Source organism: Croceicoccus sp., assembly GCF_983967925.1.
The window spans coordinates 1-22,112 of the sequence record NZ_CFETID010000037.1 but is presented as its reverse complement, the minus strand read 5'-3'; the positions used below and the strand labels follow the sequence as shown (position 1 = coordinate 22,112).

14 protein-coding genes and 2 pseudogenes are annotated in these 22,112 nt (G+C 62.2%); 11 read left to right on the top strand and 5 right to left on the bottom strand.

What is annotated here, in order from left to right; translation table 11 throughout:
* Positions 1-445 precede the first annotated feature (445 nt).
* The gene (locus tag AC4FIJ_RS15090; RefSeq protein WP_490337480.1) at positions 446-1,402 is read left to right on the top strand and encodes a family 43 glycosylhydrolase; all 957 of its coding nucleotides are present in this window, start codon (positions 446-448) and stop codon (positions 1,400-1,402) included.
* Positions 1,399-2,049, top strand: coding sequence for a beta-xylosidase family glycoside hydrolase (locus tag AC4FIJ_RS15085; RefSeq protein ID WP_490337479.1), 651 nt, complete (start codon positions 1,399-1,401; stop codon positions 2,047-2,049). Before AC4FIJ_RS15090 ends, AC4FIJ_RS15085 begins: the two co-directional genes overlap by 4 nt.
* Before the next feature lie 21 nt (positions 2,050-2,070).
* Here AC4FIJ_RS15085 and AC4FIJ_RS15080 read toward each other — a convergent pair whose 3' ends face one another.
* Positions 2,071-4,173 carry a right-handed parallel beta-helix repeat-containing protein gene (locus AC4FIJ_RS15080; protein ID WP_490337478.1) on the bottom strand — a complete coding sequence of 701 codons (2,103 nt, stop codon included), beginning with the start codon at positions 4,171-4,173 and terminating at the stop codon, positions 2,071-2,073.
* 181 nt (positions 4,174-4,354) lie between these two features.
* On the opposite strand from AC4FIJ_RS15080, the pseudogene AC4FIJ_RS15075 reads away from it, so the two are divergent.
* Together AC4FIJ_RS15075 and AC4FIJ_RS15070 are read left to right on the top strand one after the other, a co-directional pair.
* A pseudogene (locus tag AC4FIJ_RS15075) lies at positions 4,355-5,910 on the top strand (alpha-N-arabinofuranosidase).
* Between the two features lie 7 nt (positions 5,911-5,917).
* Positions 5,918-8,263: a glycoside hydrolase family 95 protein gene (locus AC4FIJ_RS15070; RefSeq protein ID WP_490337477.1), complete on the top strand. Its 2,346-nt coding sequence runs from the start codon at positions 5,918-5,920 to the stop codon at positions 8,261-8,263.
* On the opposite strand, the gene AC4FIJ_RS15065 is transcribed toward AC4FIJ_RS15070, so the two are convergent.
* On the bottom strand, positions 8,260-9,798 hold the full coding sequence (locus AC4FIJ_RS15065) for a tryptophan halogenase family protein (protein WP_490337476.1): 1,539 nt from the start codon (positions 9,796-9,798) through the stop codon (positions 8,260-8,262). The two genes, AC4FIJ_RS15070 and AC4FIJ_RS15065, sit on opposite strands and share 4 nt — an antisense overlap.
* 64 nt (positions 9,799-9,862) lie before the next feature.
* Positions 9,863-12,682, bottom strand: coding sequence for a TonB-dependent receptor (locus AC4FIJ_RS15060; protein WP_490337481.1), 2,820 nt, complete (start codon positions 12,680-12,682; stop codon positions 9,863-9,865).
* 327 nt (positions 12,683-13,009) lie between these two features.
* On the opposite strand from AC4FIJ_RS15060, the gene AC4FIJ_RS15055 reads away from it, so the two are divergent.
* The 4 genes from AC4FIJ_RS15055 (at position 13,010) to AC4FIJ_RS15040 (ending at position 18,519) form a co-directional block, all read left to right on the top strand.
* Complete coding sequence (locus tag AC4FIJ_RS15055) at positions 13,010-13,690, top strand: SapC family protein (protein WP_490337475.1); 681 nt, start codon at positions 13,010-13,012, stop codon at positions 13,688-13,690.
* Entirely contained in the window at positions 13,690-14,697 is a 1,008-nt protein-coding gene (locus AC4FIJ_RS15050) for a cupin-like domain-containing protein (protein ID WP_490337474.1), read from the top strand. Before AC4FIJ_RS15055 ends, AC4FIJ_RS15050 begins: the two co-directional genes overlap by 1 nt.
* Before the next feature lie 222 nt (positions 14,698-14,919).
* Positions 14,920-15,834 carry an alpha/beta hydrolase gene (locus AC4FIJ_RS15045; RefSeq protein ID WP_490337473.1) on the top strand — a complete coding sequence of 305 codons (915 nt, stop codon included), beginning with the start codon at positions 14,920-14,922 and terminating at the stop codon, positions 15,832-15,834.
* A 171-nt stretch (positions 15,835-16,005) separates the two neighbouring features.
* On the top strand, positions 16,006-18,519 hold the full coding sequence (locus AC4FIJ_RS15040; RefSeq protein ID WP_490337472.1) for a glycoside hydrolase family 9 protein: 2,514 nt from the start codon (positions 16,006-16,008) through the stop codon (positions 18,517-18,519).
* A 737-nt stretch (positions 18,520-19,256) separates the two neighbouring features.
* Here AC4FIJ_RS15040 and AC4FIJ_RS15035 read toward each other — a convergent pair.
* Complete coding sequence (locus AC4FIJ_RS15035; protein WP_046903606.1) at positions 19,257-19,646, bottom strand: MerR family transcriptional regulator; 390 nt, start codon at positions 19,644-19,646, stop codon at positions 19,257-19,259.
* A gap of 75 nt (positions 19,647-19,721) precedes the next feature.
* Here AC4FIJ_RS15035 and AC4FIJ_RS15030 point away from each other — a divergent pair, with 75 nt between their 5' ends.
* The 3 genes from AC4FIJ_RS15030 to AC4FIJ_RS15020 are packed head-to-tail and all read left to right on the top strand — an operon-like array spanning position 19,722 to position 21,598.
* Positions 19,722-20,069 (top strand): mercuric transporter MerT family protein, encoded by a 348-nt coding sequence (locus tag AC4FIJ_RS15030; protein WP_082347936.1) that lies wholly within the window; start codon positions 19,722-19,724, stop codon positions 20,067-20,069.
* Positions 20,062-20,274 (top strand): GDCCVxC domain-containing (seleno)protein, encoded by a 213-nt coding sequence (locus AC4FIJ_RS15025; RefSeq protein WP_053833516.1) that lies wholly within the window; start codon positions 20,062-20,064, stop codon positions 20,272-20,274. The genes AC4FIJ_RS15030 and AC4FIJ_RS15025 overlap by 8 nt, the downstream gene beginning before the upstream one ends.
* Complete coding sequence (locus tag AC4FIJ_RS15020) at positions 20,267-21,598, top strand: dihydrolipoyl dehydrogenase family protein (protein WP_490337471.1); 1,332 nt, start codon at positions 20,267-20,269, stop codon at positions 21,596-21,598. Before AC4FIJ_RS15025 ends, AC4FIJ_RS15020 begins: the two co-directional genes overlap by 8 nt.
* A 166-nt stretch (positions 21,599-21,764) precedes the next feature.
* Here AC4FIJ_RS15020 and AC4FIJ_RS15015 read toward each other — a convergent pair.
* Positions 21,765-22,112 (bottom strand): annotated as a pseudogene (locus AC4FIJ_RS15015) (hypothetical protein); the annotation flags it as partial.

Below are 22,112 nucleotides of genomic sequence, written 5' to 3'. Positions count from 1 at the left end.
TCAGATCAAGGCCCATCCACTTCGCTGCTGCGGCCTCATGAATAAACCGGGCTAATGCAACAACCGAAAACAGCGCAGTCCGCATCATCATCTCCTCAAAAAACCGGCTTCTCACTGAGCACGTCGCCGCCATGATAGCGCTACCATACTCGGTGGCAATAGACAGTCGGTGCTTTTCGCGTTTTTTGTCGCCACTTGGAACCTCCTGCTTCTCACCCTGCCGTGCGGCGTGCGGCGATGAAGGGATTGCGATGCCGGTCCGGCGCGGTTTCCGGCGATCGCAACGGGCCGCAACAGGCCTTTACACGGTGATTTGTCAGACTAGAACTAGCGCAGCCAAACGATAATTCAAAGAATGACGGTGGGGATAAAGATGCGAATTTATGGGTCATGCCTGACCGCCGCTGCCGCACTGGCGATGGCCGGATGCGCGACAACGCAGCCGATGGCCTCAACCGATTCGCCGCAGACCGCGGCGACCTATCAGTACACCGGCAACCCGATTTTCCGCGATCTGCATACGGCCGATCCCGCTCCGCTGGTGGTGGGCGACACGCTGTATCTCTATGTCGGCCATGACGAGGCGGCGGAAGGCCAGATGTTCAATATCACCGAGTGGCTGGCCTTTTCCACCAAGGACATGAAGACCTGGACGGCGCATGGCCCGATCATGCAGCCGACCGATTTCAGCTGGGTCTCGCGCGATGCCTGGGCCAGCCAGGTCCATGAAAAGAACGGCCGGTTCTGGTTCTACACCGCGGTCGAGCATGATCCGGAGCAGGGATCGCAGGGTAAGGCGATCGGCGTGGCGGTGGCCGACAATCCGCTCGGCCCTTTTCGCGACGCCAAGGGAAGCGCCTTGGTCCGCAACGAGGATACGAAGGGCCCGCACAGCTGGGACGACATCGACCCGACCGTCTGGACCGAAGAGGATGGCACAAGCTGGCTGATCTGGGGCAACGCCAATCTCTACATGGCGAAACTGGCGCCCGACATGATCAGCTTCGACGGGCCGATCCGCCAGATCGAGCTGCCCGATTTCGAGGAAGGTCCGTGGATCTTCAAGCGCGGCGACATGTATTATCTGGCCTATGCCAGCATGGACAAGACGATCAGTCCGGACGAGCGAATCTCTTATGCCACTGCGCCCGCGATCACCGGTCCGTGGACATGGCGCGGCGAGATCACCGGCGCGGCGGCCAACAGCTTCACGATCCACCCCGGCATCGCCGAGTTCAAGGGCGAGTGGTATCTGTTCTATCACGTCGGCACGCTGGATGTCGGCGATATGAAGGGTAATCTCGGCCGCCGCGCCGTGGCCGTCGAACGTATGACTTTCGACGAGAACGGCCTGATCAATCCGGTTGCCCAGACCGAGACCGGCATTCTGCCGCTGCCATGAGATATCTTGCCCTGATCGCCGCCCTGTCCGTGGCGGCTCCCGCTGCGGCGCAGGATGCCCCCGTGGTCGCGTTCGAGTGGCTGGAGCTATCGACCGATGGCCCTGCGGATGATGCGCCGTCTGCCACGGGGCTTCAGCCGCTCATGGAAAATGCGCCGGACTGGGCGTCGTTGGGCAAAGACGGCCTGCTGATCGCCACGGGGCGGCAGACCCTGTCGTCCGATTCGCCGACACTGGTCGGAACGCAAGCGACTGGCGGCACATTCTCGGCATCCACCCTGCTCGATTATCGGGCGCTGAGGGAAGGCGATGTGGCCGGACTGGTCGCGCGCGCCGACCCTGCCCATTGGGTCAGCATTCAGGTGGAGAAGATCGAACCGGCCGACCTGATCGCGGTGCGCCTTCGCGACGGCGATGCAACCTCTTCGGCGGGCAGGCTGATCTACACGACTGCCCTTTCCGGCTCCTTCGATCAGCGGGTCAGGTTGCGGATCGATGCCGACAATGGCCGTTATCGCCTGCTCTTCGCGCAGGAGAACGGCCTGTGGCAGATCCTTGCCGAGGATGTGCGCGGCCCCGCAAACGGCGCAGGCCCCGTATCGGTCGGCCTGTTCGGCATGGACGGCGCGGATCAGCCCGACTGGTAGCAGCCGGGGGCATTGGGCGACCTATTTAACGGCGTCCCCCACCGGCTGAACCCCGCTCTCGTCGATGACGGCCTGCGCTGCCGCGGGCCACGCTTGCCCGTCGACCTTCACATTTCCCTCGGCGCGATTGCCCAGATATGCCGTCCAATTCCCCTGCAACCGGCCCGAATTGTACCAATTGCCCGTGGCCGTATTGTCGAGCGCGGTGCGGCGCGGTGTGATCGCATCCTGTGAATTGAGGTTCAGCCACACTCCGCCCACGCGGTCGATCACATTCTCTCGCACCGTCACATAGCGGGATCCTTCGTCGAGATAGATCGCGATTCCGCCCGAACCGCGCACGTCATAGACATAGTTCCGCGCGATCAAAGCGCCGGGATCGGCCGACAGATGATAGATCGCGCCGCCGTCGGGGAACCATTGCTTCACCCGCCCGACCCGATTGCCGACGATGACCGTGTCGCGCAGGATCGTCGGCGTGTCGTAGATCAGGTTTTCCGGATCGTCATAGTAGGAACGGTGCCAGCGGTAATATTCCGGGCTGCCCCCCGGATCGTTGATGCCCCAGCCCCAGCCGACGTCGATTCCGTCATAGGGCGCATCGGAGATATCGTTGTTCATGATGATCGCCCCCGTCGCATAGGTGACGAGGATCGCGGCCTGCTCCTTGTAATCGTGCGAAACGCCGGAGATCGTGTTGTCCGTGATCAGAATGTCGCGCACGCCCAGTTCGGGGCGCGACGGATGATGCGCGTCCCGGCTGATGCCCCCAACCATGATCGCGCCCCCGGCGAGATCGGTGAATATGTTGCGCTTCACCTCGATCGCGGTGGCGCCAAGGCCGATGCCGGTCTCGTTCGCCTCGGGATTGTTGCCGATGCCGAGCGCGATCTGGCCAAGCTGCGAAAAGCGATTGTCTTCGAACACCACGCGGGTTGCAGCGGACAGCTGGATGGCGGCGGGCTGCTGCTGCCAATGGTTGCGCCGCTTCTCGAACGCAGGGCACCCCCAGCTGCAGTCGCGGATCGGATCGGCGGGATAGCCGGCAAGCTGACCCGAGATGTACGAACCGCTCTGCTGGCTGGCATAGCCCTCGTTACCGGACGGCTGCAGCCAGCTGGTATGCCGGAAATCGAGCCCGCGGAACTGCAGATCGCGGACCGGATCGTCCATCGTCCCGCCGATCGACACCAGATGTTCCAGCACCGGCATCTCGACAAGGCTGCGGTTGACGTCCTGCCCTTCCGCCGCCCGGTAATACAGCTGGCCTTCTGCCGGATCGGCATACCATTGCCCGGCCTCACGCATGAAGGCGCGCGAATTGACGAGGAACAGGCGCGCCACCTCCTTCGATATCGGGCGGGCCAGCGTGTCGTATCCGATCAGATTGTTGCGCCAGCCCGGCTGCTGCATCACGATGCGGTCGCCCTCGATCCGTTCGACCATCGCATGCCGGTGGGTGAACCAGCTCATGCCCTCGACCTCGATCCGGTCCTGGTCGGTCAGCTGGGACAGAGAGCGCCATTCCGGATCGAGGATCTGCAACCCCCAGGTCTCGAACCGGACGGCGGATCGCGGAATCTCGATCCGGGCGCGCGGGGCCAGCCTGCCGTCGACGCTCAATTGCCGGGGGGCTGCGCCCTTTGGAATGTCGGCTCGCCAGATGTTGTCGTCCGGGTCCACCAGCGACCAGCCCGTGACGGGGACCCCGCCCGAGATCACGGGATATTCCCCATCCGCGCCTTCCCAGCGCACGACATGCCCGCCCCGTCCGCCATCCGCCGCCGCAAAGCGAAGCGGCTGTTTCAAACGATAGGTGCCGCCTGCCAGCCTGACGGTCACATCGCGCGTGTCGTTCAGTGTCCTGACCAGTTCCTGCGCCCGCTGCAGGCTCGCGACGGGTGCCCCGGCCGAACCGTCGCCCGCGTCCGACCCCGCAGGCGCGACGTGAAGGACGACCGGTTCGGCTTCAGGCCGGATCGGGATGACGATGGAAAAATGCTCGGACGGATCGCGTTCGGGCGAAGTGAAGACCGGCAGATCGGGCTGATCCTGAATTTGCGTCTGGGCCGATGCCGTCGTCGCACAGGCCAGTGCCAGCGCCGTTGCCGTGAATGTCCTCATTCCCCATCCCCTGTCCGCATCATGTCCGGCCGCTTTGCGACCTATTGCCTTGACGATTCGAACATGCCTCCACTACTCCTACAAATACAAGGGCATTAAAGCTCGCGCCCGTATTCGATGTGATGCGGCATATTTCGAGGGGATTTTCGTGACAGGTCTGACTTCCGCCATACTGCCGTCCATGCGGCGTTTCGGGCTTTGCGTTGCGCTTGGCGCTATCGCTGCGCCCTTGCCTGCCCTTGCCCAGACCGCCGACCGCGCGAGTGTCACGGTCGATGCCGACCAGCCCGGCGCGCAGGTGCATCCCGACGTGTTCGGCCAGTTCATGGAACATCTGGGCACCGGCATCTATGGCGGCGTCTGGGTGGGCGAGGATTCGCCGATCCCCAATGACGGCGGCTATCGCACCGACGTGCTGCAGGCATTGAGGGACATCAACGTGCCCATGGTGCGCTGGCCGGGCGGGTGTTTCGCCGACGAATATCACTGGCGCGACGGCATCGGCCCGCGCGAGGATCGCCCGGTCAAGATCAACACCAACTGGGGCGGCGTGAACGAGGACAACAGCTTTGGCACGCATGAGTTCATGGGCTTTGCGCAGCGGCTTGGCGCGCGCACCTATGTCTCGGCCAATGTCGGCAGCGGAACGCCCGCCGAAACGTCGCAGTGGGTCGAATATATGACTGCGCCCGCAGGCACGACCGAACTGGCGCGCGAGCGTGCGGCGAACGGGCACGAAGCGCCGTGGACCGTCGACTATCTCGGCATCGGCAACGAGTTGTGGGGCTGCGGCGGCAATATGACTGCCGAATACGCGGCGGACCTCACCAACCGTTTCATCACCTTCGCCAAGCCCGGCACCGGCGAGATGCTCAAGATCGCCAGCGGCCCCTCGGACTCGAATTACGAGTGGACCGAGACGATGATGAGGAAATCGGGCAAGCTGATCGACGGGCTGGCGCTGCATTTCTACACCCGTCCACGCGATGCGACGTGGGAGGACAAGGGCCCCGCTTTGGGCTTTCCCGAAAGCGAATGGGCATCCACGCTCGACCACACGCTGGAGATGGACGAGTTCATCACCCGCCATTCCGCGATCATGGACAAGTACGATCCCGAAAAGCGCGTGATGCTGGCGGTGGACGAATGGGGCACGTGGTACGACCCCGAGCCCGGCGCCAATCCCGGCTTCCTGCAGCAGCAGAACAGCCTGCGCGACGCGATGGTCGCCGCGCTCAACATCAACATCTTCACCAAGCATGCCGAGCGCGTAAAAATGGCCGCCATCGCGCAGATGGTGAACGTGCTGCAGGCCATGCTGCTGACCGACGGGCCGCGCATGGTGAAGACGCCCACCTATCACGTGTTCGACATGTACGAGCCGTGGCAGGGTGCGACCAGCCTGCCGGTCGAGGTCGCCTCGTCGATGTATGAAAAGGACGATGTCTCGATCCCGGCGATCAACGTGTCGGCCGTGCGCGACACCGAGGACAGGTCCATCTGGCGCTGGTCAACGTGGATCCGAACAATGCCCATCCGGTCACGATCGCACTGGACGGCGTGAACCCGGCGGCAGCCTCGGGCCGGATCCTGACGGGGGGGGCCATGGACGCGCATAACGACTTCGACCGTCCAAACGTCGTCGCACCCGCTGCGTTCAACGGCGCAAGGGTTTCGGGCGGTAGCGTGTCCGTCACGCTGCCCGCCAAGTCGGTCGTCGTCCTTCAACTGCGCTGAACCGGCGGTGGCGCTGTTTCCACTGACGCGGCGCTCGCTCATGGCGGGCGCCGCCGCTTCGGCCGCGGCGCTGCGGCTGGCGGGTAAGGCGGCCGCCGCCCCGGTCGAAACGCGCAAGTCGCGCCTGTGGTACAGGCAGCCCGCCCGCGAGTGGGTCGAGGCGCTGCCGGTCGGCAACGGGCGGCTGGGCGCCATGATCTTCGGCGGGATCGACGAGGAGCGGCTGCAGCTGAACGAAGATACGCTGTGGACGGGCGGCCCATATGATCCCGTCAATCCGCAGGCGCTGAACGCCCTTCCCGAAGTCCGGCGGCTGGTCGAGCAGGACCGTTTTGCCGAAGCCGAAGCCATGGCCGACGATAAACTGATCGGCGTCCCCCGCACGCAAATGGCCTATCAATCCTTCGGCGATCTGCGGCTTTCCTTTCCCGGCGTGTCGGGAGAGGTGAGCGATTACGAGCGCGAACTGGATCTCGATTCCGCCCTCGCCCGCGTGTCGTTCAGCCGGGACGGACGGACATACAGTCGCGAGGTTTTCGCCTCCCCGGTCGATGACGTCGTGGCGATGCGGATCGCTGGGGAATGCCCTTTCGATCTGGACATCGCCCTCGCCAGCGAGCAGCCCGAGGCGCGCGTCGAGGCGGCAGAGCGGTCCCTGCTGTTGACGGGCCATAATGCCGGGCGCGCCGGGATCGACGGGGTGCTGCGGCTTGCTGGCCGGGTCTCGGTCGATAGCGACGGTAAGATCGCGCAGTCGGGCGGCCGCCTGAACGTGCGAGGCGCGAGGCAAGTCACGCTGCTGCTCGCGATGGCGACCAGTTTCCGGCGTTTCGACGACACCGGCGCCGATCCGGTCGCGCTGGTCGATCAGGCGATCGAACGCGCCGCTGCGAAGGATTACGAGACCTTGCGCGGCGACGCCATCGCTGCGCATCGCCGCCTGTTCCGCAGGGTCTCGCTCGATCTCGGCACCACGCCTGCGGCGGAGCTACCCACCGATGCCCGCATCGCCGCAGAAAATTTGCAGGCCGATCCGGATCTCGCGCGGCTCTATTTCGATTATGGCCGGTATCTTCTGATCGCTTCGTCCCGCCCCGGCACCCAGCCCGCCAATCTGCAAGGCATCTGGAACGCCGAGAACGAGCCGCCGTGGGAATCGAAGTACACGGTCAATATCAATACCGAGATGAACTATTGGCCCGCCGAGGTCACGGGCCTGCAGGAATGTGTCGAACCGCTGGTGCAAATGGTGCGCGAACTGGCGGTGACCGGGGCGCATACGGCGCGCACCATGTATGGCGCGCGCGGCTGGGTGTGCCATCACTACACCGATCTGTGGCGCGCGACCGCGCCGATCGACGGGGCGCAATGGGGCATGTGGCCGCTGGGCGGCGCATGGCTGTGCACCCATTTGTGGGACCATTACGACTACAGCCGGGACACGGATTTCCTAACCAGCGTCTATCCGGTCATGCGCGGTGCGGCGCTGTTCTTCCTCGATACGCTGCAGACCGATCCGGCGACGGGCTATCTGGTCACCAATCCCTCGATCTCGCCGGAAAACCGGCATCCCGAAGGGGCCGCCGTCACGTCGGGACCGGCAATGGATCAACAGATCCTGCGCGACCTGTTCCGGCAGACCGCCAGCGCGGCGGCCATCCTTGGCACCGATCCGGATTTCGCGGCAGACATCATGCAGGCGCGCAGCCGCCTCGCCCCCGATCGCATCGGCGCGCAGGGGCAGCTGCAGGAATGGCGCGAGGACTGGGATAGCCGGGCTCCGGAACCCGATCACCGCCATGTCTCGCATCTCTATGCGCTCTTCCCCGGATCGCAGATCGATCCTGCAACGACGCCCGATCTGGCCAATGCGGCCCGCCGGTCGCTGGAATTGCGCGGAGACGAATCGACCGGCTGGGCCACCGCATGGCGCATCAACCTGCGCGCGCGGCTGCGCGAAGGCGACCGCGCGCATGACGTTCTGGCGTTTTTGCTGGGGCCCGGGCGGACCTATCCGAACATGTTCGACGCCCATCCGCCGTTCCAGATCGACGGCAATTTCGGCGGCACGCGCGCCATTGCCGAGATGCTGATGCAAAGCCACAACGGCACCATATTGCTGCTGCCAGCCCTGCCGGCGGCCTGGCGCGAAGGTTCGGTCAAGGGCCTGCGCGCAAGGGGCGGATGCCGGGTCGACCTCGACTGGCGGGATGGCCGTATGGCGAGCGCGGTGCTGACCGCCGATGCCGACGGGTCATGGCGCGTGGGACTGCCCGGACGGCTGATGGAGGTGACACTGGCAAAGGGCCAGACGCTGCGCTTTGGCGAGGAAGACCTGCCGCCCGCGCCTTAAACCGGCATCATCGCGTGCTGGGAAATCTTGTTCAGCAGCTCGCGATGTCCGGGCAGGCCGGCCAGCAGTTTGGCCGTCAGGTTCCGGTTCTCGCGCCATGCGCGCTGCGCCAGTTCGCGGTCGGCGTCCGCGTCGCCCGGCGGAACATGCGTGCGATAGCCCATGCCATAGAGGACATATTGATAGCTGGCTGCGGGGAAGACTTCTTCCGCACGGTCGAATTCGTCGTGCAGCCACGGCGTCTGATACTTCCACAGCTCCATCAGGCCCAGCAGCCTGTCGGGAATGGTTTCGGGCCGTGCATTGTCGCACCAGAAATCCGTATCCGTCCGCTTGGTCAGCGAATAATGCAGTTTCAGGAAATCGATGATTCTGCCCCAGCGGTACGTGGTGGTGTCGTTATAGCGCCGGGCGATCACATCCATCACCGCCCGGTTCGGCGGCAGCTGTTCGGCGATCATCTTGGCCGACAGTTCGATCAGCACGATGGCGGACGCCTCCAGCGGTTCGAGGAAACCGGCGGCAAGGCCGACCGCCACCACATTGCGCTTCCAGAAGATCTCGCGGTGTCCCGACCGGATCGGGATGCGGCGCACAGACAGGTCTTTGGCCGCGGGACCGATATAGTCGCGCAGCTCCCTTTCGGCATGATCGGCATCGACATGGCTGCTGGAAAAGACATGCCCGACCCCGCGCCGCGTGGGCAGGCCGATGTCCCAGATCCATCCCGCCGATTGCGCGGTCGAAATCGTGTGGCTGGCGACCGGGTCCGACGGGTCTTCGTAAGGCACGTGGACGGCCAGCGCCGTGTCGCAGAACAGCACGTCGTTGCAGTCGCGGAACGGGACACCCATGGCGCCCTCTATCAATAGGGCCTTGAAGCCGGTGCAGTCGATGAAGAGGTCGCCCTCGATAACCGGGCCATCTTTGGTTTTCAGCGATGCGACATCGCCATTGGCCGCGCATTCGACCTCGGTCACGTCGGCCAGAACATGCCTGACGCCCAGCTTTTCGCAGCAATGCCGCTTCAGGAATTCGGAGAACTTCCCGGCGTCGAGGTGGTAGGCATAGTTCGCCTGCCCTTCGAACTCCGGTGTCGCGATCGTCTTGGGGGCAAGGCCTTCGTCGCAGATCCGCCCCTGCGGCGTCACGGCATCGCAAAAGCTCTCATCCCCGTCCTTCAGCCAGTGCGGCACGAGATTCAGCCGCCCGAAACTCTGCGGCAGCATCAGCGGGTGGTAATATCCTTCGTCCGCCTCGCCCGTGGTCCAGCGGTTGAAGCGTGCACCCTGTTTGAAGGCCGCGTCGCATTCGCGGAAGAAATCGGTTTCGGATACGCCGATCTTGCGCAGGGTGGTGCGCAGGGTCGGCCACGTCCCCTCGCCCACTCCGACGATCGGAACATTGGGCGATTCAACCAAGGTGACGGTGAAACCGTGCTTGCGTCTGCCCTGATGGCGGGCTGCGATCACGCCGGCCGTCAGCCAGCCTGCGGTGCCGCCCCCGACGATGACGATATTGTCGACCGTGTCCATGCCCTAGTATGGCCGATAAAGCCGGCGGGGCGCAATCGATCTGCGCCCCGCCGAGGGGAAGGCCTTAGTAACGGAAGCGCACACCGGCGGTGTAGCGACGACCGTAATCGAACACGTCAAGCAGCTGGTTCGAGAAGCGCCCGTGGGTGCTCTGCTTGTTGTTGTTCACGTTGAGAATTTCACCAAAGACGCTGAAATTGTCGTTGATGTCATAGCTGCTGGTCAGGTCGATCTGGAAGCTTTCGTCGACAAAGGTCGGCTCGGCACCAAACGAACCGGTGTTCTGGTTCTGACCGAACTGCAGCAGATATTCGTCGCGCCAGTTGGCGGCGGCACGGATCTGGAACCCGTCCTTGTCATAGAACCCGACGAAGTTCGCCGAATTGGCAAGCCCCGTTACCGCAAAGCCGGTCTGCGAGATGTCGTTCTCGTCATACGGACGGTTGGTTTCGACGAAGGTGGCATTGGCCTGGAAACCGAAGCCGCTGTCGCCGAACACGTGCTGCAGCGCGAGTTCGATGCCCTTGACCGTCGCGTCGGGTCCGTTGACCTGCTGGGTCACCGCGAACACCGCGGGCTGTCCGGTCGTGGGATCGATCACGTCGTTGATGGTCTGGTTGGTGACGCCCCCGACGATGAAGTTGGACACGTTCTTGAGGAAGCCGTTCACCGACAAATACGAGTTCGGCTGGTAATACCATTCAAACGCCAGGTCGAAGTTGTCTGCCAGATATGGCTTCAGGCCGGGATTGCCGCCAGCAGCGCTAAGCGCGCCGATGCGCTGTCCGGTGCCCACGTTAAGCTGTGGGAACAGCAGGTTAAGCGTCGGGCGGGTAATCGTCCGCGAGGCGCTGAACCTCATCTGGAATTCAGGAGTGATCTCCAGCCGGGTGTCGAGGCTTGGCAGGAGATAGTTGTAGCTGTTCGTCCCCGTCAATTCCTGCGGATCCGAAAGCACCACGGTCAAGAGCGTCGGGTCGGCCGTGCTGGTAAGGATTTGCAGCGGCAAGGTGCCATTGCCGTTCGCCGAAATCTTCGAATTCTCGTTCCGCATGCCGGCGCTCAGGAAAAATGGCATGCCGCCGATTTCCGTATTGAAGCTTGCACGCAGGAACAGTGCCCAGGTCTTTTCGGTGATGTCGCGGATGCTGCCGCCGTCCAGCGCCTGGTCGAAGGTTCCGGTAAAGTTGCTGCCGCAACAGCCATAGTTATAGCCCGGGATATTCTGAGTCTGCGGGTTGCCGAGACTGGTCAGATATTCCTGATAGGCGACAGGGCTGATCAGGAAAACCGAAGGCGGCAGTGATCCGTCGAAGCCGGGAATGAAATTGTCGAGGCTGATGCTGCCTTCATACAGCGAGGCAGGCAGCGGCGCGATGCCGGTGTCGCGGCCCGAGGGAGCGCCATAGCCGGCATAGGCCTGCCAGAAGTTGTTCACGAAGGTCGAATAGTTCGCGAAGTTGAACCGGTCTTCGTAATACTGGCCGCCGAACTGCAGCTTCAGATCTTCCTGCTCCCACTGACCCTGTGCACGCAACTGCCACAGCTCATCCGTGTTGCGCTGCGTCTGGTTGACGGTCACGTGCGAGCCGATCAGGTCGGTGTTCGCCCAGTCCGCGCCGACACCGGCCGGACCGAAATTGGCGAGCGACGGGAAGGCGCCGCTGCTGTCGCCATCGACGATGAACTGCAGGTTCGTGCCCAGCGCGCCGCCATAGCCGACGTCGGCGTTGAGGCTGCCGATGACGTCACCGGGGTTGAGCTTGCTCTTGGCATAGGCGGCGTCAAGTTCGAAGCTCAGGTTGTCCGTTGCCTCGAATTCGATGTTGAGGCCGGTCTGGTTCGTCTCGAGAATCTGCTTGTTCAGCGCCGAAGTGAAATCGGTGGGCGAGCCGGCCTGGGTGAAGTTCACCGCGGTCCCGTTCTCGTCCAGCTCGACATTGCGAAGGTCGGTCTGGTTGAACCAGACGCCGAAGGCATAGTTTTCCGACGTGACCTTCTGGCGCGAATAGTTGTTATCCAGCGTGATCATCGTGCCATAGGCCGGCTGCCACTGCAGGGCGAGACGGGCATCGACACGTTCGTCGTTCACGCGCTGCTGTTCGGCGCCGTACTGCTGCGGGAACCAGCCGGGAACGGTGCGCTGGTTGGCCGCAGGAACGTCGGGATCGACCGTTGCACCAGTCGGCGCGCAGGTCTCGGCCGAGCTGCCGGCCAGCTGACACGGTGCGAAATTGCCGCCCGGCCAACCGCTGACATAGACGCGGTTACTGTCGGTATCGCGGCGCGTATAGACGACGCTGCCCAGCACGCCGAACGTGTCGTTCCACGTGTTGCTGACGAGAATGCCGGCAGTCGGGACGATATCGCCCGAACGATCCTGGATCGAACCCGATGCAGTCACCGCGGCACGGAAGCCGGGGCTGTCGAAGGGGTTCGGGAATTCGATGTTCACGGTCGCGCCGATCGAATCCGACGACAGCGACACGTCGGGCGTCTTCAGAACGCTCAGTTGGCCGATGAAGTCGACACCCACGGTGCTGAAGTCGATCTGGCGCCCGCCGGTCGCCGTCGAAATGCGGCGTCCGTCGTAAAGCGTTGTGTTGAAGTCGCCGCCAAAACCGCGAACGGTGATGCCCGTCGCCTCACCGCGAGCGCCGCTGCGCTGGATCGAGACGCCCGGAAGCCGCTGCAGCGATGCCGCGACGTTCGAATCGGGAAACTTGCCGATGTCTTCGGCCGAAATGACGTCAACGACACCGGGCGCATTGCGCTTTTCGTCCAGGTTGCGCTGAAGCGATCCGCGCAGGCCGGTGACGACAATGACATCGTCGGACGAATCGGACGCGCTCTCTCCCGTATCTTGCTGAGCGTCCTGCGCCATGGCCGGAGAGGCAAGGCACAACGCCAGCGCACCGAATGCGCAGCCGCGCAGTAGAATGTTAGCGCTACCATTCAGCGGTGCGCGAAAAGGAAGATTGTTTGCAATCATGACAGGCTATCCCTCAGATCGTCGCTTTACAGCGTGACGAATTTCCCAAACCTCAATGTCTCGAACCTGGCGGATGTCTGCTCATCCAAACCGGCGAGATCAACGCCCTCATATAATAGTCCTACAAAAATGCAAACGTTTGTCAGTGGAATTTTAGCTGCTAGGTTCAAACGACCGGCCCGGCGGGGCGAAAGGCAAAAGGGTGCAGGAGCCGAATATATGTCTGATCTACAGCTTCTCGACCTGAGGGATCATCGTGATCTGAGGCTGGATCTCGCCAATGCAGGCACGCGGCATTTCGTGCAGATCGTCAGCGACGAGGTGCCCGTCGCGGCTCTGGAATATCCAATCCTTTTCGCAAAGAATCCCGAGACCGGCGCGTTTTATGCCGGGGCCGTATTCGGGCTGGAGGCGGGCACAAACCTGTTTGCACCAGACGGTCTGTTGACGGGATACCGGCCCGCGGATCTGGTCCGGCAGGGCTTTTTCCTCAACGACGGGCGTATCGCGATTGCCCCCGGCGATCCGGTTTTCGTCCCCGACGGAAAACCGATCTTCGACGAACAGGGAGAACCGACTCAGGCCTTGCGGGAGGTGCAGCATGCCATGCATGTCCTGCAGCGCGGACTGCCCGAAACCGACGGTATGATCGCCCGATACGTCGAGCACCGCCTGATCGAGCCGATCGACATCACCCTGGATTTCGACGACGGTTCGCGGCTTCAGCTTGAAGGGCTGTATTCGATCAGCCTCGATGCGCTTCATGCGCTGCCGGACGAGGTGGCGACCGCCCTGTTTCGCAATGGCGACCTGCAGATCGCCTATCTTCAGGCGGCATCGGTGCATCACATCCGGCGTATGGCCAGTATACGTAACGAACGGCTTTTCGAAGCCGCGTGATGGCCCGCGAAGTTCCGATCGCCAGCGCCGGGCATTATGCGTCTGAACCGGCATTTCGCGACCATGTCATGCACGCCTGCCAGCCGGTCGTATTGAAGGGTGCCGGCCGTGACTGGCCCCTGCTGGACCCCGGCGGCCCCTCGATCTTTGAGCACATGCTGACTTTCGACACCGGTCGCGAGGCGGAGATGTTCGTCGGCCCTCCCGGCATCGGCCAGCGCTATTATTACGACGACCATTTGTCCGGGTTCAATTTCGCGCGGGAGAGCCTGCCCTTTGCCGAAGGACTGGAGAGGATCGCCCGTACCGCCGAAGAGGAAGGCGCGGACAGTCTGTATATGGGATCGCTTCCCTCCGAACGATATCTGCCGGGGATCGAAGCCCTGACCCCCGTGCCGTTTATTCCCGATTCGGTGCGTCCGCGTTTCTGGGTGGGGCACGCTTCGCGGGTTGCCTGCCATTACGATACGCAGGACAACCTCGCTTTCGCCGCGAAGGGGCGGCGACGTTTCACGCTCTTTCCGCCACAAGCAATCGGCGACCTTTACGTTGGCCCCATCGACGTAACCATGGCTGGTCAACCTGTGGCTCTGGCCGTCGAGAGCGAGCCGGGAGATCCGCGGTTCGAGCGGTTCGACGCGATCAGGGATCAGGCCCTGGTCGCCGAACTCCAGCCCGGCGATGCGATCTACATCCCGAAATTATGGTGGCACAAGGTCGAGGCCATCGACCGCCTGAATGTGCTCGTCAACTTCTGGTGGGACGGATTTGCCGCGGGACCCGACCAGCCCTTTGCCGCAATGATGCTTGCCCTTGTCGCGATAGCCGAAAGACCGCCCGCCGAGCGGGCGGCATGGCGGGCATGGTTCGACCATTATGTCTTTCGACAGGATGGACATCCGCTTGCCCATTTGCCGCCCGATCGACACGGCATCCTGGGTCCGCTGAAAGAAGGAAACTATCAGCGGATCCGCATGGCAGCGATGCGCATGCTGCGGGGAAGTTGATTGTTCAGCGCGGCTATTAAACCGACAAGATGGCCCGGTCACATCGCGGAGATGGCTGGCCTGAGCGGCAGTTTCGCTGCTATTCAAGGTCCGTTTACGACATTAAATTGAACTTGCTCCGCCAGTATTTGTCAGATTAATAAACGCAAAGCTGCAGCGTCGTGCACGGCCATTGCCGTGCCCCGTTCGAAATGCAGACTTTCAAGTGGTGGAGGATCAATGATGAAATTCGCAGCTGTCGTTGCCGGGCTGATGCTTAGCTTCACATCCGTACAGGCGTATGCGCAAGACGATCAGATGGTAGCGATCGAAGCGCCCGCGCAGCCGGATGCCATTCCGCTTGGCACCGGCACGCTACCCGATGCCAAGGCGCAGGAATCGTGGCACCAGCAATATGGCAGCCGCTTTGCCCGAAACGTGACTGATGCCACGCTGACCCCGTTCCTTCCCGATCCGGCAAAGGCCACGGGCGCCGCCGTCGTCGTGGCTCCGGGCGGCGGTTTCCGCACCCTGTCGATGGAAAACGAGGGGTGGGACGTGGCCCGCGCACTTGCCGAGCGCGGCGTGGCCGCTTTCGTCCTGAAGTATCGCCTCAACCAGACACCCGAAGATCTCGCCGCGTTCCAGCGTTCTTACGAGATGCCGCCGGAAGGCACACCGCGTCCGCCCCGCCCCGAACCGGCCGAAATGGCGAAGGCGATCGCGCCCCAGCTGACAGATGCGGAAGCCGCTTTTGCCCTCATTCGCTCGCGCGCAGACGAATGGAACATCGATCCGGACCGTATCGGCATGGTCGGCTTTTCCGCCGGTGCCACGCTGACGATGGCGACCGGAATCTATGGGCCCAACGCCAATCCGGCCTTTCTGGGCGATATCTATGGACCGTTGACGGCGATGGACGTCCCTGCCGACGCGCCTCCACTTTTCGTCGCACTGGCGGCTGACGACCCCTTGTTTCCCGAAACCGATTTCGGACTGATCCGGAACTGGCGGGCCGCCGAACGCCCTGTCGAGTTTCACTATTACGAACAGGGCGGACACGGCTTCGGCATGTATCCCAAGACCACCACCAGCACGGGCTGGTTCGATGCCTTTGCGTCGTGGCTGACGATGCATGGGTTCATGAAGGCCGAATAATACCGGCGGGCTCACACGGGCTGAAAGCCAGTGCCGCATTAATCGGGGTGTCGCCAATCTTTTCCGTCGGCGACACCCCATCCTGGATCAAAGGGGCTTGCATCTCAAAACCCGAACGGTGATGGTAGCGCTATCATGATGCCGGCTCTCGACCGGCTCCGGGAGATGACATTGACCTGCAAGCCAAAATTCCTTGCCGCCGCCGCGGTCGCCGCAATGCTCTGCACGGCACCGGGCCATGCCCAGCCAAATGACGATTACACCCTGTCCGAGGCCGAATATTTCGAAGCGGACGGCGCGAATGTCCTCGTCTTTTCGAACTGGTACGACGGCCTGTTCGCCGATTCCAAGATCAGCGGGGTCGAAATCATCCAGCAGGGTGAGCGGATCGCAACCAATGGCGATGTGCGCCTGTCGCCCACGCCGGGCCAGTGGGACGCGATCGGCCGAATGGTCGAACGCAAGGTCGACAGGGCGAACGGGCGGATCGAGGTAACCCTCGAATACCCCGATCATGATTTTACCTATCGGATCGTGGCGCAAAAGATCGCGAACGGTGTCGATCTCGCCGTCGTTCTGGACGAACCGCTGCCTGCCGCGCTTGCCGGCAAGGCAGGGCTGAACCTTGAATTCCTGCCGTCCGCGTTTTTCCGGCAAAGCTATTTCGCCGATGGCGCGGCGAAGGCGTTCCCGCGCACACCGTCGGGCAACATGGTCAAGGTCGGCGACCGCAATCCCTCCAGCGGCCGCGACTTCGGCCCCGGGGCTGAGCCGCTGCCGCTGGCAACCGCGCAAAAGCTTGTGCTGGCGCCCGAGGATGAGGCGCGGCGCGTGGAAATCCAGTCCCGATCGGGCGAACTGGCGCTGTATGACGGCCGAAGCCAGGCGCAGAACGGCTGGTTCGTGGTCCGCAGCCAGATTCCCGCCGGCAAGACCGGTCGCGTCATCGAATGGACGCTATCGCCCAACGCCGTCCCGGGCTGGACCCGCGAACCGGTGATCGGGCACTCGCAGGTCGGCTATACGCCTGGGCAGGCCAAGCGCGCCGTCATCGAACTCGACGTGAGCGACCGTGCCGATGGTGAGGTTACCTTGCTGCGGGTGAATCCCGACGGCAGCGAGGATGCCGTATTGTCAGGCCCCGCAGAACGCTGGGGCGAATATCTGCGCTATGATTACGCGATTTTCGACTTCTCGCAGGTGCGCGATCCGGGTCTTTATGTCCTTTCGTACCGCGACCAGCGAACCTCTCCCTTTCGCATAGCCGCCGACGTCTATGAGGATGCGTGGCATCCCGGCATGGATGTCTACATGCCGGTGCAGATGGACCATATGCGGGTAAACGAGGCTTACCGCGTATGGCATGCCGATGCGCACCGCGACGATGCCCGGCAGGCACCGGTCAATCACGAACATATCGACCTTTACCGGCAGGGCCCCACCACCGACACGCGGTTTGAGCCGGGCGAGCATGTGCCCGGGCTCGACGTAGGCGGCTGGCTGGATGCGGGCGATTTCGATATCCGTACGCAGACGCAATATGCGGTCATTCGGGAACTCGCCCATATCTGGAAAGATTTCCGCCCAACCCGCGATCAGACGCTGGTGGATCACGATTTGCGGCGGGTCGAAATCCATGTTCCCGACGGGCAGCCCGATATCCAGCAGCAGATCGCGCATGGTGTGCACTATCTGGTGTCGATGTACGATGCGGTCGGTCATGCGGTGCATGGCGTGGTCGAACCCGACGTGTCGCAATACACGCATTTGGGCGATGCAGCGTCGAAGACCGATGGGCTGATTTACGATCCAGATCTGTCCTTCGGCGAACGCACCGCGACGCATAGCGGCACGCCGGACGATCGCTGGGTCTTCACTACGCGGGCGAGTGCGCTGGATTATGGCACGGCCTCCGCATTGGCCGCTGCCTCGGGCGCGCTGAAGGGTTATGACGACGCGCTGTCCGCCCGTGCGCTACAGCTTGCCGAACAGGTTTGGGCGGAAGAGCAATCGCGCCCGCCCTTCACCTACAGCCACGGCAATACCACCGGCGGATGGCTTCCGGGCGAGGAATTCACCGCAACGGCCGAATTGCTGGCCGCCACCGGCAAGCCGCAATATGCGAGTCATATCGAACGGCTCTGGCCGCAAATCGCCGAGCGCGCGCCGCAATATCTGCGCACGGCGCTGCGCATCCTGCCCTATATGCCGGAAAGCTGGCGTTCTGCGATCGAACCGATCGCCCGCGAGGTGGCATCAGCGCAGGAACCGTTCACGGGGCCAAACCCCTATGGCGTTCCGATCACGACCGGCGGCTGGGCCGGCAATGGCGCTATCATCCAGGCCGGCCTGACCGATTACGCCATCCATAAGGCGTTTCCGGACGTTTCGGACGGCTCCGTCGCTTTCCGCGCGCTCGATTATCTGCATGGCACCCATCCCGCATCGAACCTGTCGTTCGTTTCAGGGGTCGGCGCCAATTCCAAGGAAGTCGCCTATGGCAGCAACCGGGCCGATTTCTCGTTCATTCCCGGAGGGGTCGTGCCGGGCGTGCTGATTATCAAGCCGGATTATCCGGAGAACCAGGAGAACTGGCCGTTCTTTTGGGGAGAGAACGAGTATGTGGTCAACATGACCCCCGCCTATGTCGCGCTTGTTCACGCAGCGAACGAGCTGGCGGAATAGAGAGATCGCCAAGTGGCGACTGACGTCCCGAAGGCAAGAGGCCAAGGGCTTTGGCGGGGCTTGGTGGACGGGGACGGTTGCGTCAAAACCGTTCCCGTCAGCCACCGGCGCGCAATGTTTGGTTAACAGCCTTCGCAGCCGGTCGCACGGCGATCAGACGATCCTGAGCGTTCCTTGTAGGGAACAGATATTTCGTGCGCCAAGGGCCGCGATGGCGATCGTTTGTACAACGATTATCGCTATTGCAATGAAATGGTGCCAGAAGAGGCATCACATTCGAAATAATTTTTTACGTCTTATCAGATAGCTAGGAATTCGGTCGTCTCCAAAAAGCCCTCAAAAGGCCCTCAAAAGCCGTCTAATGCATTGGTTCGATGCCTTTTTCGGGACTCCAAATTCAATTTCTCCCTATGCGAGTTGGGCGATATCAATGTCAGCTTTACGCCCGTATTGTGTTGAAAAAGTCGGCCCCGCCGCGCCGGAGGTTAATTTCGGGCAACAAAAATTCAGAGTGAGCTTGCCGCTTGAATCATTGTTACACTACGAGGCGTGCCAAAGTTCTAGTGTTACCGACCAAAACGGGTGGCAGAGTTTTTCAACACAATACGCCCGGATTCTGGACGTAGCCCGCGCATAGCAAGGTGCCCGAAAGCGGACCGCTTGCTTTTCTGCTCTGGCAGGCTGAGTCAATTGTGAGTGTTGGATGGAACGTTGGTCCGTAGCTTGGATCTGCTGGATTAGCCTTCGCCGGCTAAGCTTTCCAATACCGGGCACCGATCATCACTGGTAGTGCCACACTGCCTGATCAATTTTGTCAGAGCAGTTTCCATGCGCGCGAGGTCCGCCAGCTTGGCGCGGACGTTCCCGAGATGCTGTTCCGCGATTGATTGCACTTGATCGCAATGCACATCGGGCCCCGGTGTGAGGTCGAGCAGCGCCCGCACCTCTTCAAGGGAGAAGCCGAGTTCGCGCGCACGCCGAACGAAACGCAGCCGCTCGATGTCCCGAGGACCGTAGTCGCGGTAAGCGCCCCTTCGTGGAGGCGGGTCGATGACTCCTATCCGCTCATAATATCGGATTGTCTCGATTTTGCATCCGGTCTGTTTCGATACATCACCGATTTTCACACGAAACCCCTTGAGTCTGTAGTTGCTACAGACTGTAAATAATTGCGGGAATCGGGTTTTGGAAAGGGACGACTGGTGCGCAGCTTCAGCACATGGTGGAACGGATTAGCGGCGGGCAGCGGTGTCTTTGCTGCCTTCGGAGCAGCTGCTTGCTGTGCACTCCCATTGACGCTTACGTCAGTTGGTGTGGGTTCCGCGTGGCTTGGCAGCATCTCGCCTGTCGTAGCCCCCTATCGCCTCCCCCTGCTGACCCTCGCGTCGGCTCTTCTCCTCGCTGCGACCCTCCGTTTGCTCTGGCAGTTTAGGCAGGCACAAACATGCCCGGCGGACAGTGCATGCGGATCACCGACCTATCGAGCGCTGACCGCCATAGGGATTGCCATCGGTGCTGCGCTGCTGACAGGTGCCTTCCTCTATGGCTGATCCGATCCTGATCTCGCGCTTGCGCTGCCCCGAATGCGGTCATGAAGAAGACATGGAAATGCCGACCAACGCCTGCATGTTCTTCTACACTTGCACGGGCTGCGGCGTGCGTCTCAAGCCGCTCCACGGCGATTGCTGCGTGTTCTGCTCCTACGGCACAGTTCGCTGTCCTCCGATACAGGAAGGGGACTGCTGCAATGGCTGAGGCTTTCGATTTCATTGCGATCGGATCGGGAACGGCTGCGCAGGTCGCGGTCCACCAGATGGCCGACGCCGGGAAGCGTTGCGCGGTTATCGATTACAGGCCCTACGGTGGCACATGCGCGCTCCGAGGGTGCGATCCGAAAAAGATGATGGTGAGTGGAGAGGAAGCGCTCGCTGCACACAGGCGATTGAAGGGGAAGGGTATCGAAGGTTCTGTTTCGATTGACTGGGGTGACCTCCAGGCATTCAAGCGCAGCTTCACCGACCCCGTCCCTGAAAAGCAGGAAGCTCGCTACGAGCGAAAGGGCGTCGCGACCTTCCACGGCACGGCTCGCTTCGCTGGCCCCGGCCGGATCGTGATAGGCGAGACGGAACTGTGTTTTTCCCACGCTCTTATCGCGACGGGGGCGGAGCCTCGATCACTTGGCATCGAAGGCGAGCCGTTGCTGACCCACAGCGATGCATTCCTAGAACTCGAAACCCTTCCAGATCGGATCGTATTCGTCGGCGGTGGATACATAGCTGCGGAATTTGCCCACCTCGCGGCGCGGGCAGGTGCAAAGGTGACCATCATCCAACGAGGCCGCATTCTGAAAGCCTTCGACCCTGACACGGTCGATTGGCTCATGCCGAGTTTCGACGATCTCGGCATTGAAATCGTGGACGCCGAGGTGAACAGCGTAGCGAAGAGAGGCGGCGTTCTGACCGTCCATGCTGGCGACCGCAGGATCGAAGGGGACTTGGTGGTGCACGCTGCCGGAAGAGTCCCTGCGATCGGTTCGCTCGATCTGGGGGCGGGAGACGTCGCCTGTGACGAGGGTCGCTTGGTGCTTACCGCTCAACTACGAAGCCAAAGCAACCCCAAAGTCTTCGCGGCGGGTGACGCTGCTGCAAATGGTCCGCCACTGACTCCGGTCTCCAGTCATGATGCCAAAGTGGTTCTTGAGAACATACTCGAAGATAGCGGCCGAGCTCCGAACTATTGTGGGGTTCCTAGTGCACTTTTCACGGAGCCGCCGGCGGCGCGGGTCGGAATGCTGGAAAGCGAGGCGCACGAGGCAGGTTGGGATTTCACGGTGAATGCTGGATCGCACCCAGGTTGGTTTTCGGCAAGGCGGCTGAACGAAGAGATCTACGGCCACAAGGTGCTGGTCGAAACTGGAACAGGACGCATCCTTGGGGCTCACCTGGTCGGCCCTGACGCTGACGAACTGATCAATATCTTCGGCTTAGCCATCCGACATGGGCTTAATGCGGACGATATTAAATCGACTATGTTTGCTTACCCTACAGCTGCCTCCGACGCCGGATCTATGTTGGGTTGAGCAGCACCCGATCGCCGGAGTTCTCTCCATTCCAACCCAACGACTGCTTTCACACAGCGGTGTAATGCGACCAATGTCCGCTCACGGGTCGCAAGCCGAATGTCCGCTATCTGCGCCTTGTCGACCAGGACCGGACTGACCACTAGCGGCCCCATCGCAGCCCAACTTAGAAGTCGGCAGAGATGCTGGCTTTGATTGTGCGCGGGGTTCCTTGCAGCAGTGCGGCAGAAAAGACGTCGAACGCGCTGGCCCAGTACTTTTCGTTCGTGATATTATCGGCCGAAAGGCGGAGCGTGACCGGCGTGTCGTCCGCCGCGAAGACGTAGCGCGCACCGAGATCGATACGCGTCCAGCTATCGAGTTCGAGCGTGTTGGCGGCATCGACCCACTGCGGACCCGTGTGCACTGCACGCGCTGTGATCGTCGCGCCAGGCACAAAGCCCAAGTCCCACTCCAAGTCGTACCCATCCGGTGAGGGCCGCAGCGTGATCGCTAGGAGCCCTTTTTCGGGATG

Bases quoted from the DNA above. Each gene is read 5' to 3' on its own strand.
- AC4FIJ_RS15090 (WP_490337480.1), top strand. From the start codon at position 446: ATGGCCTCAACCGATTCGCCGCAGACCGCGGCGACCTATCAGTACACC.
- AC4FIJ_RS15085 (WP_490337479.1), top strand. From the start codon at position 1,399: ATGAGATATCTTGCCCTGATCGCCGCCCTGTCCGTGGCGGCTCCCGCT.
- AC4FIJ_RS15080 (WP_490337478.1), bottom strand. From the start codon at position 4,173: ATGAGGACATTCACGGCAACGGCGCTGGCACTGGCCTGTGCGACGACG.
- AC4FIJ_RS15065 (WP_490337476.1), bottom strand. From the start codon at position 9,798: ATGGACACGGTCGACAATATCGTCATCGTCGGGGGCGGCACCGCAGGC.
- AC4FIJ_RS15060 (WP_490337481.1), bottom strand. From the start codon at position 12,682: ATGGCGCAGGACGCTCAGCAAGATACGGGAGAGAGCGCGTCCGATTCG.
- AC4FIJ_RS15055 (WP_490337475.1), top strand. From the start codon at position 13,010: ATGTCTGATCTACAGCTTCTCGACCTGAGGGATCATCGTGATCTGAGG.
- AC4FIJ_RS15050 (WP_490337474.1), top strand. From the start codon at position 13,690: ATGGCCCGCGAAGTTCCGATCGCCAGCGCCGGGCATTATGCGTCTGAA.
- AC4FIJ_RS15045 (WP_490337473.1), top strand. From the start codon at position 14,920: ATGAAATTCGCAGCTGTCGTTGCCGGGCTGATGCTTAGCTTCACATCC.
- AC4FIJ_RS15025 (WP_053833516.1), top strand. From the start codon at position 20,062: ATGGCTGATCCGATCCTGATCTCGCGCTTGCGCTGCCCCGAATGCGGT.
- AC4FIJ_RS15020 (WP_490337471.1), top strand. From the start codon at position 20,267: ATGGCTGAGGCTTTCGATTTCATTGCGATCGGATCGGGAACGGCTGCG.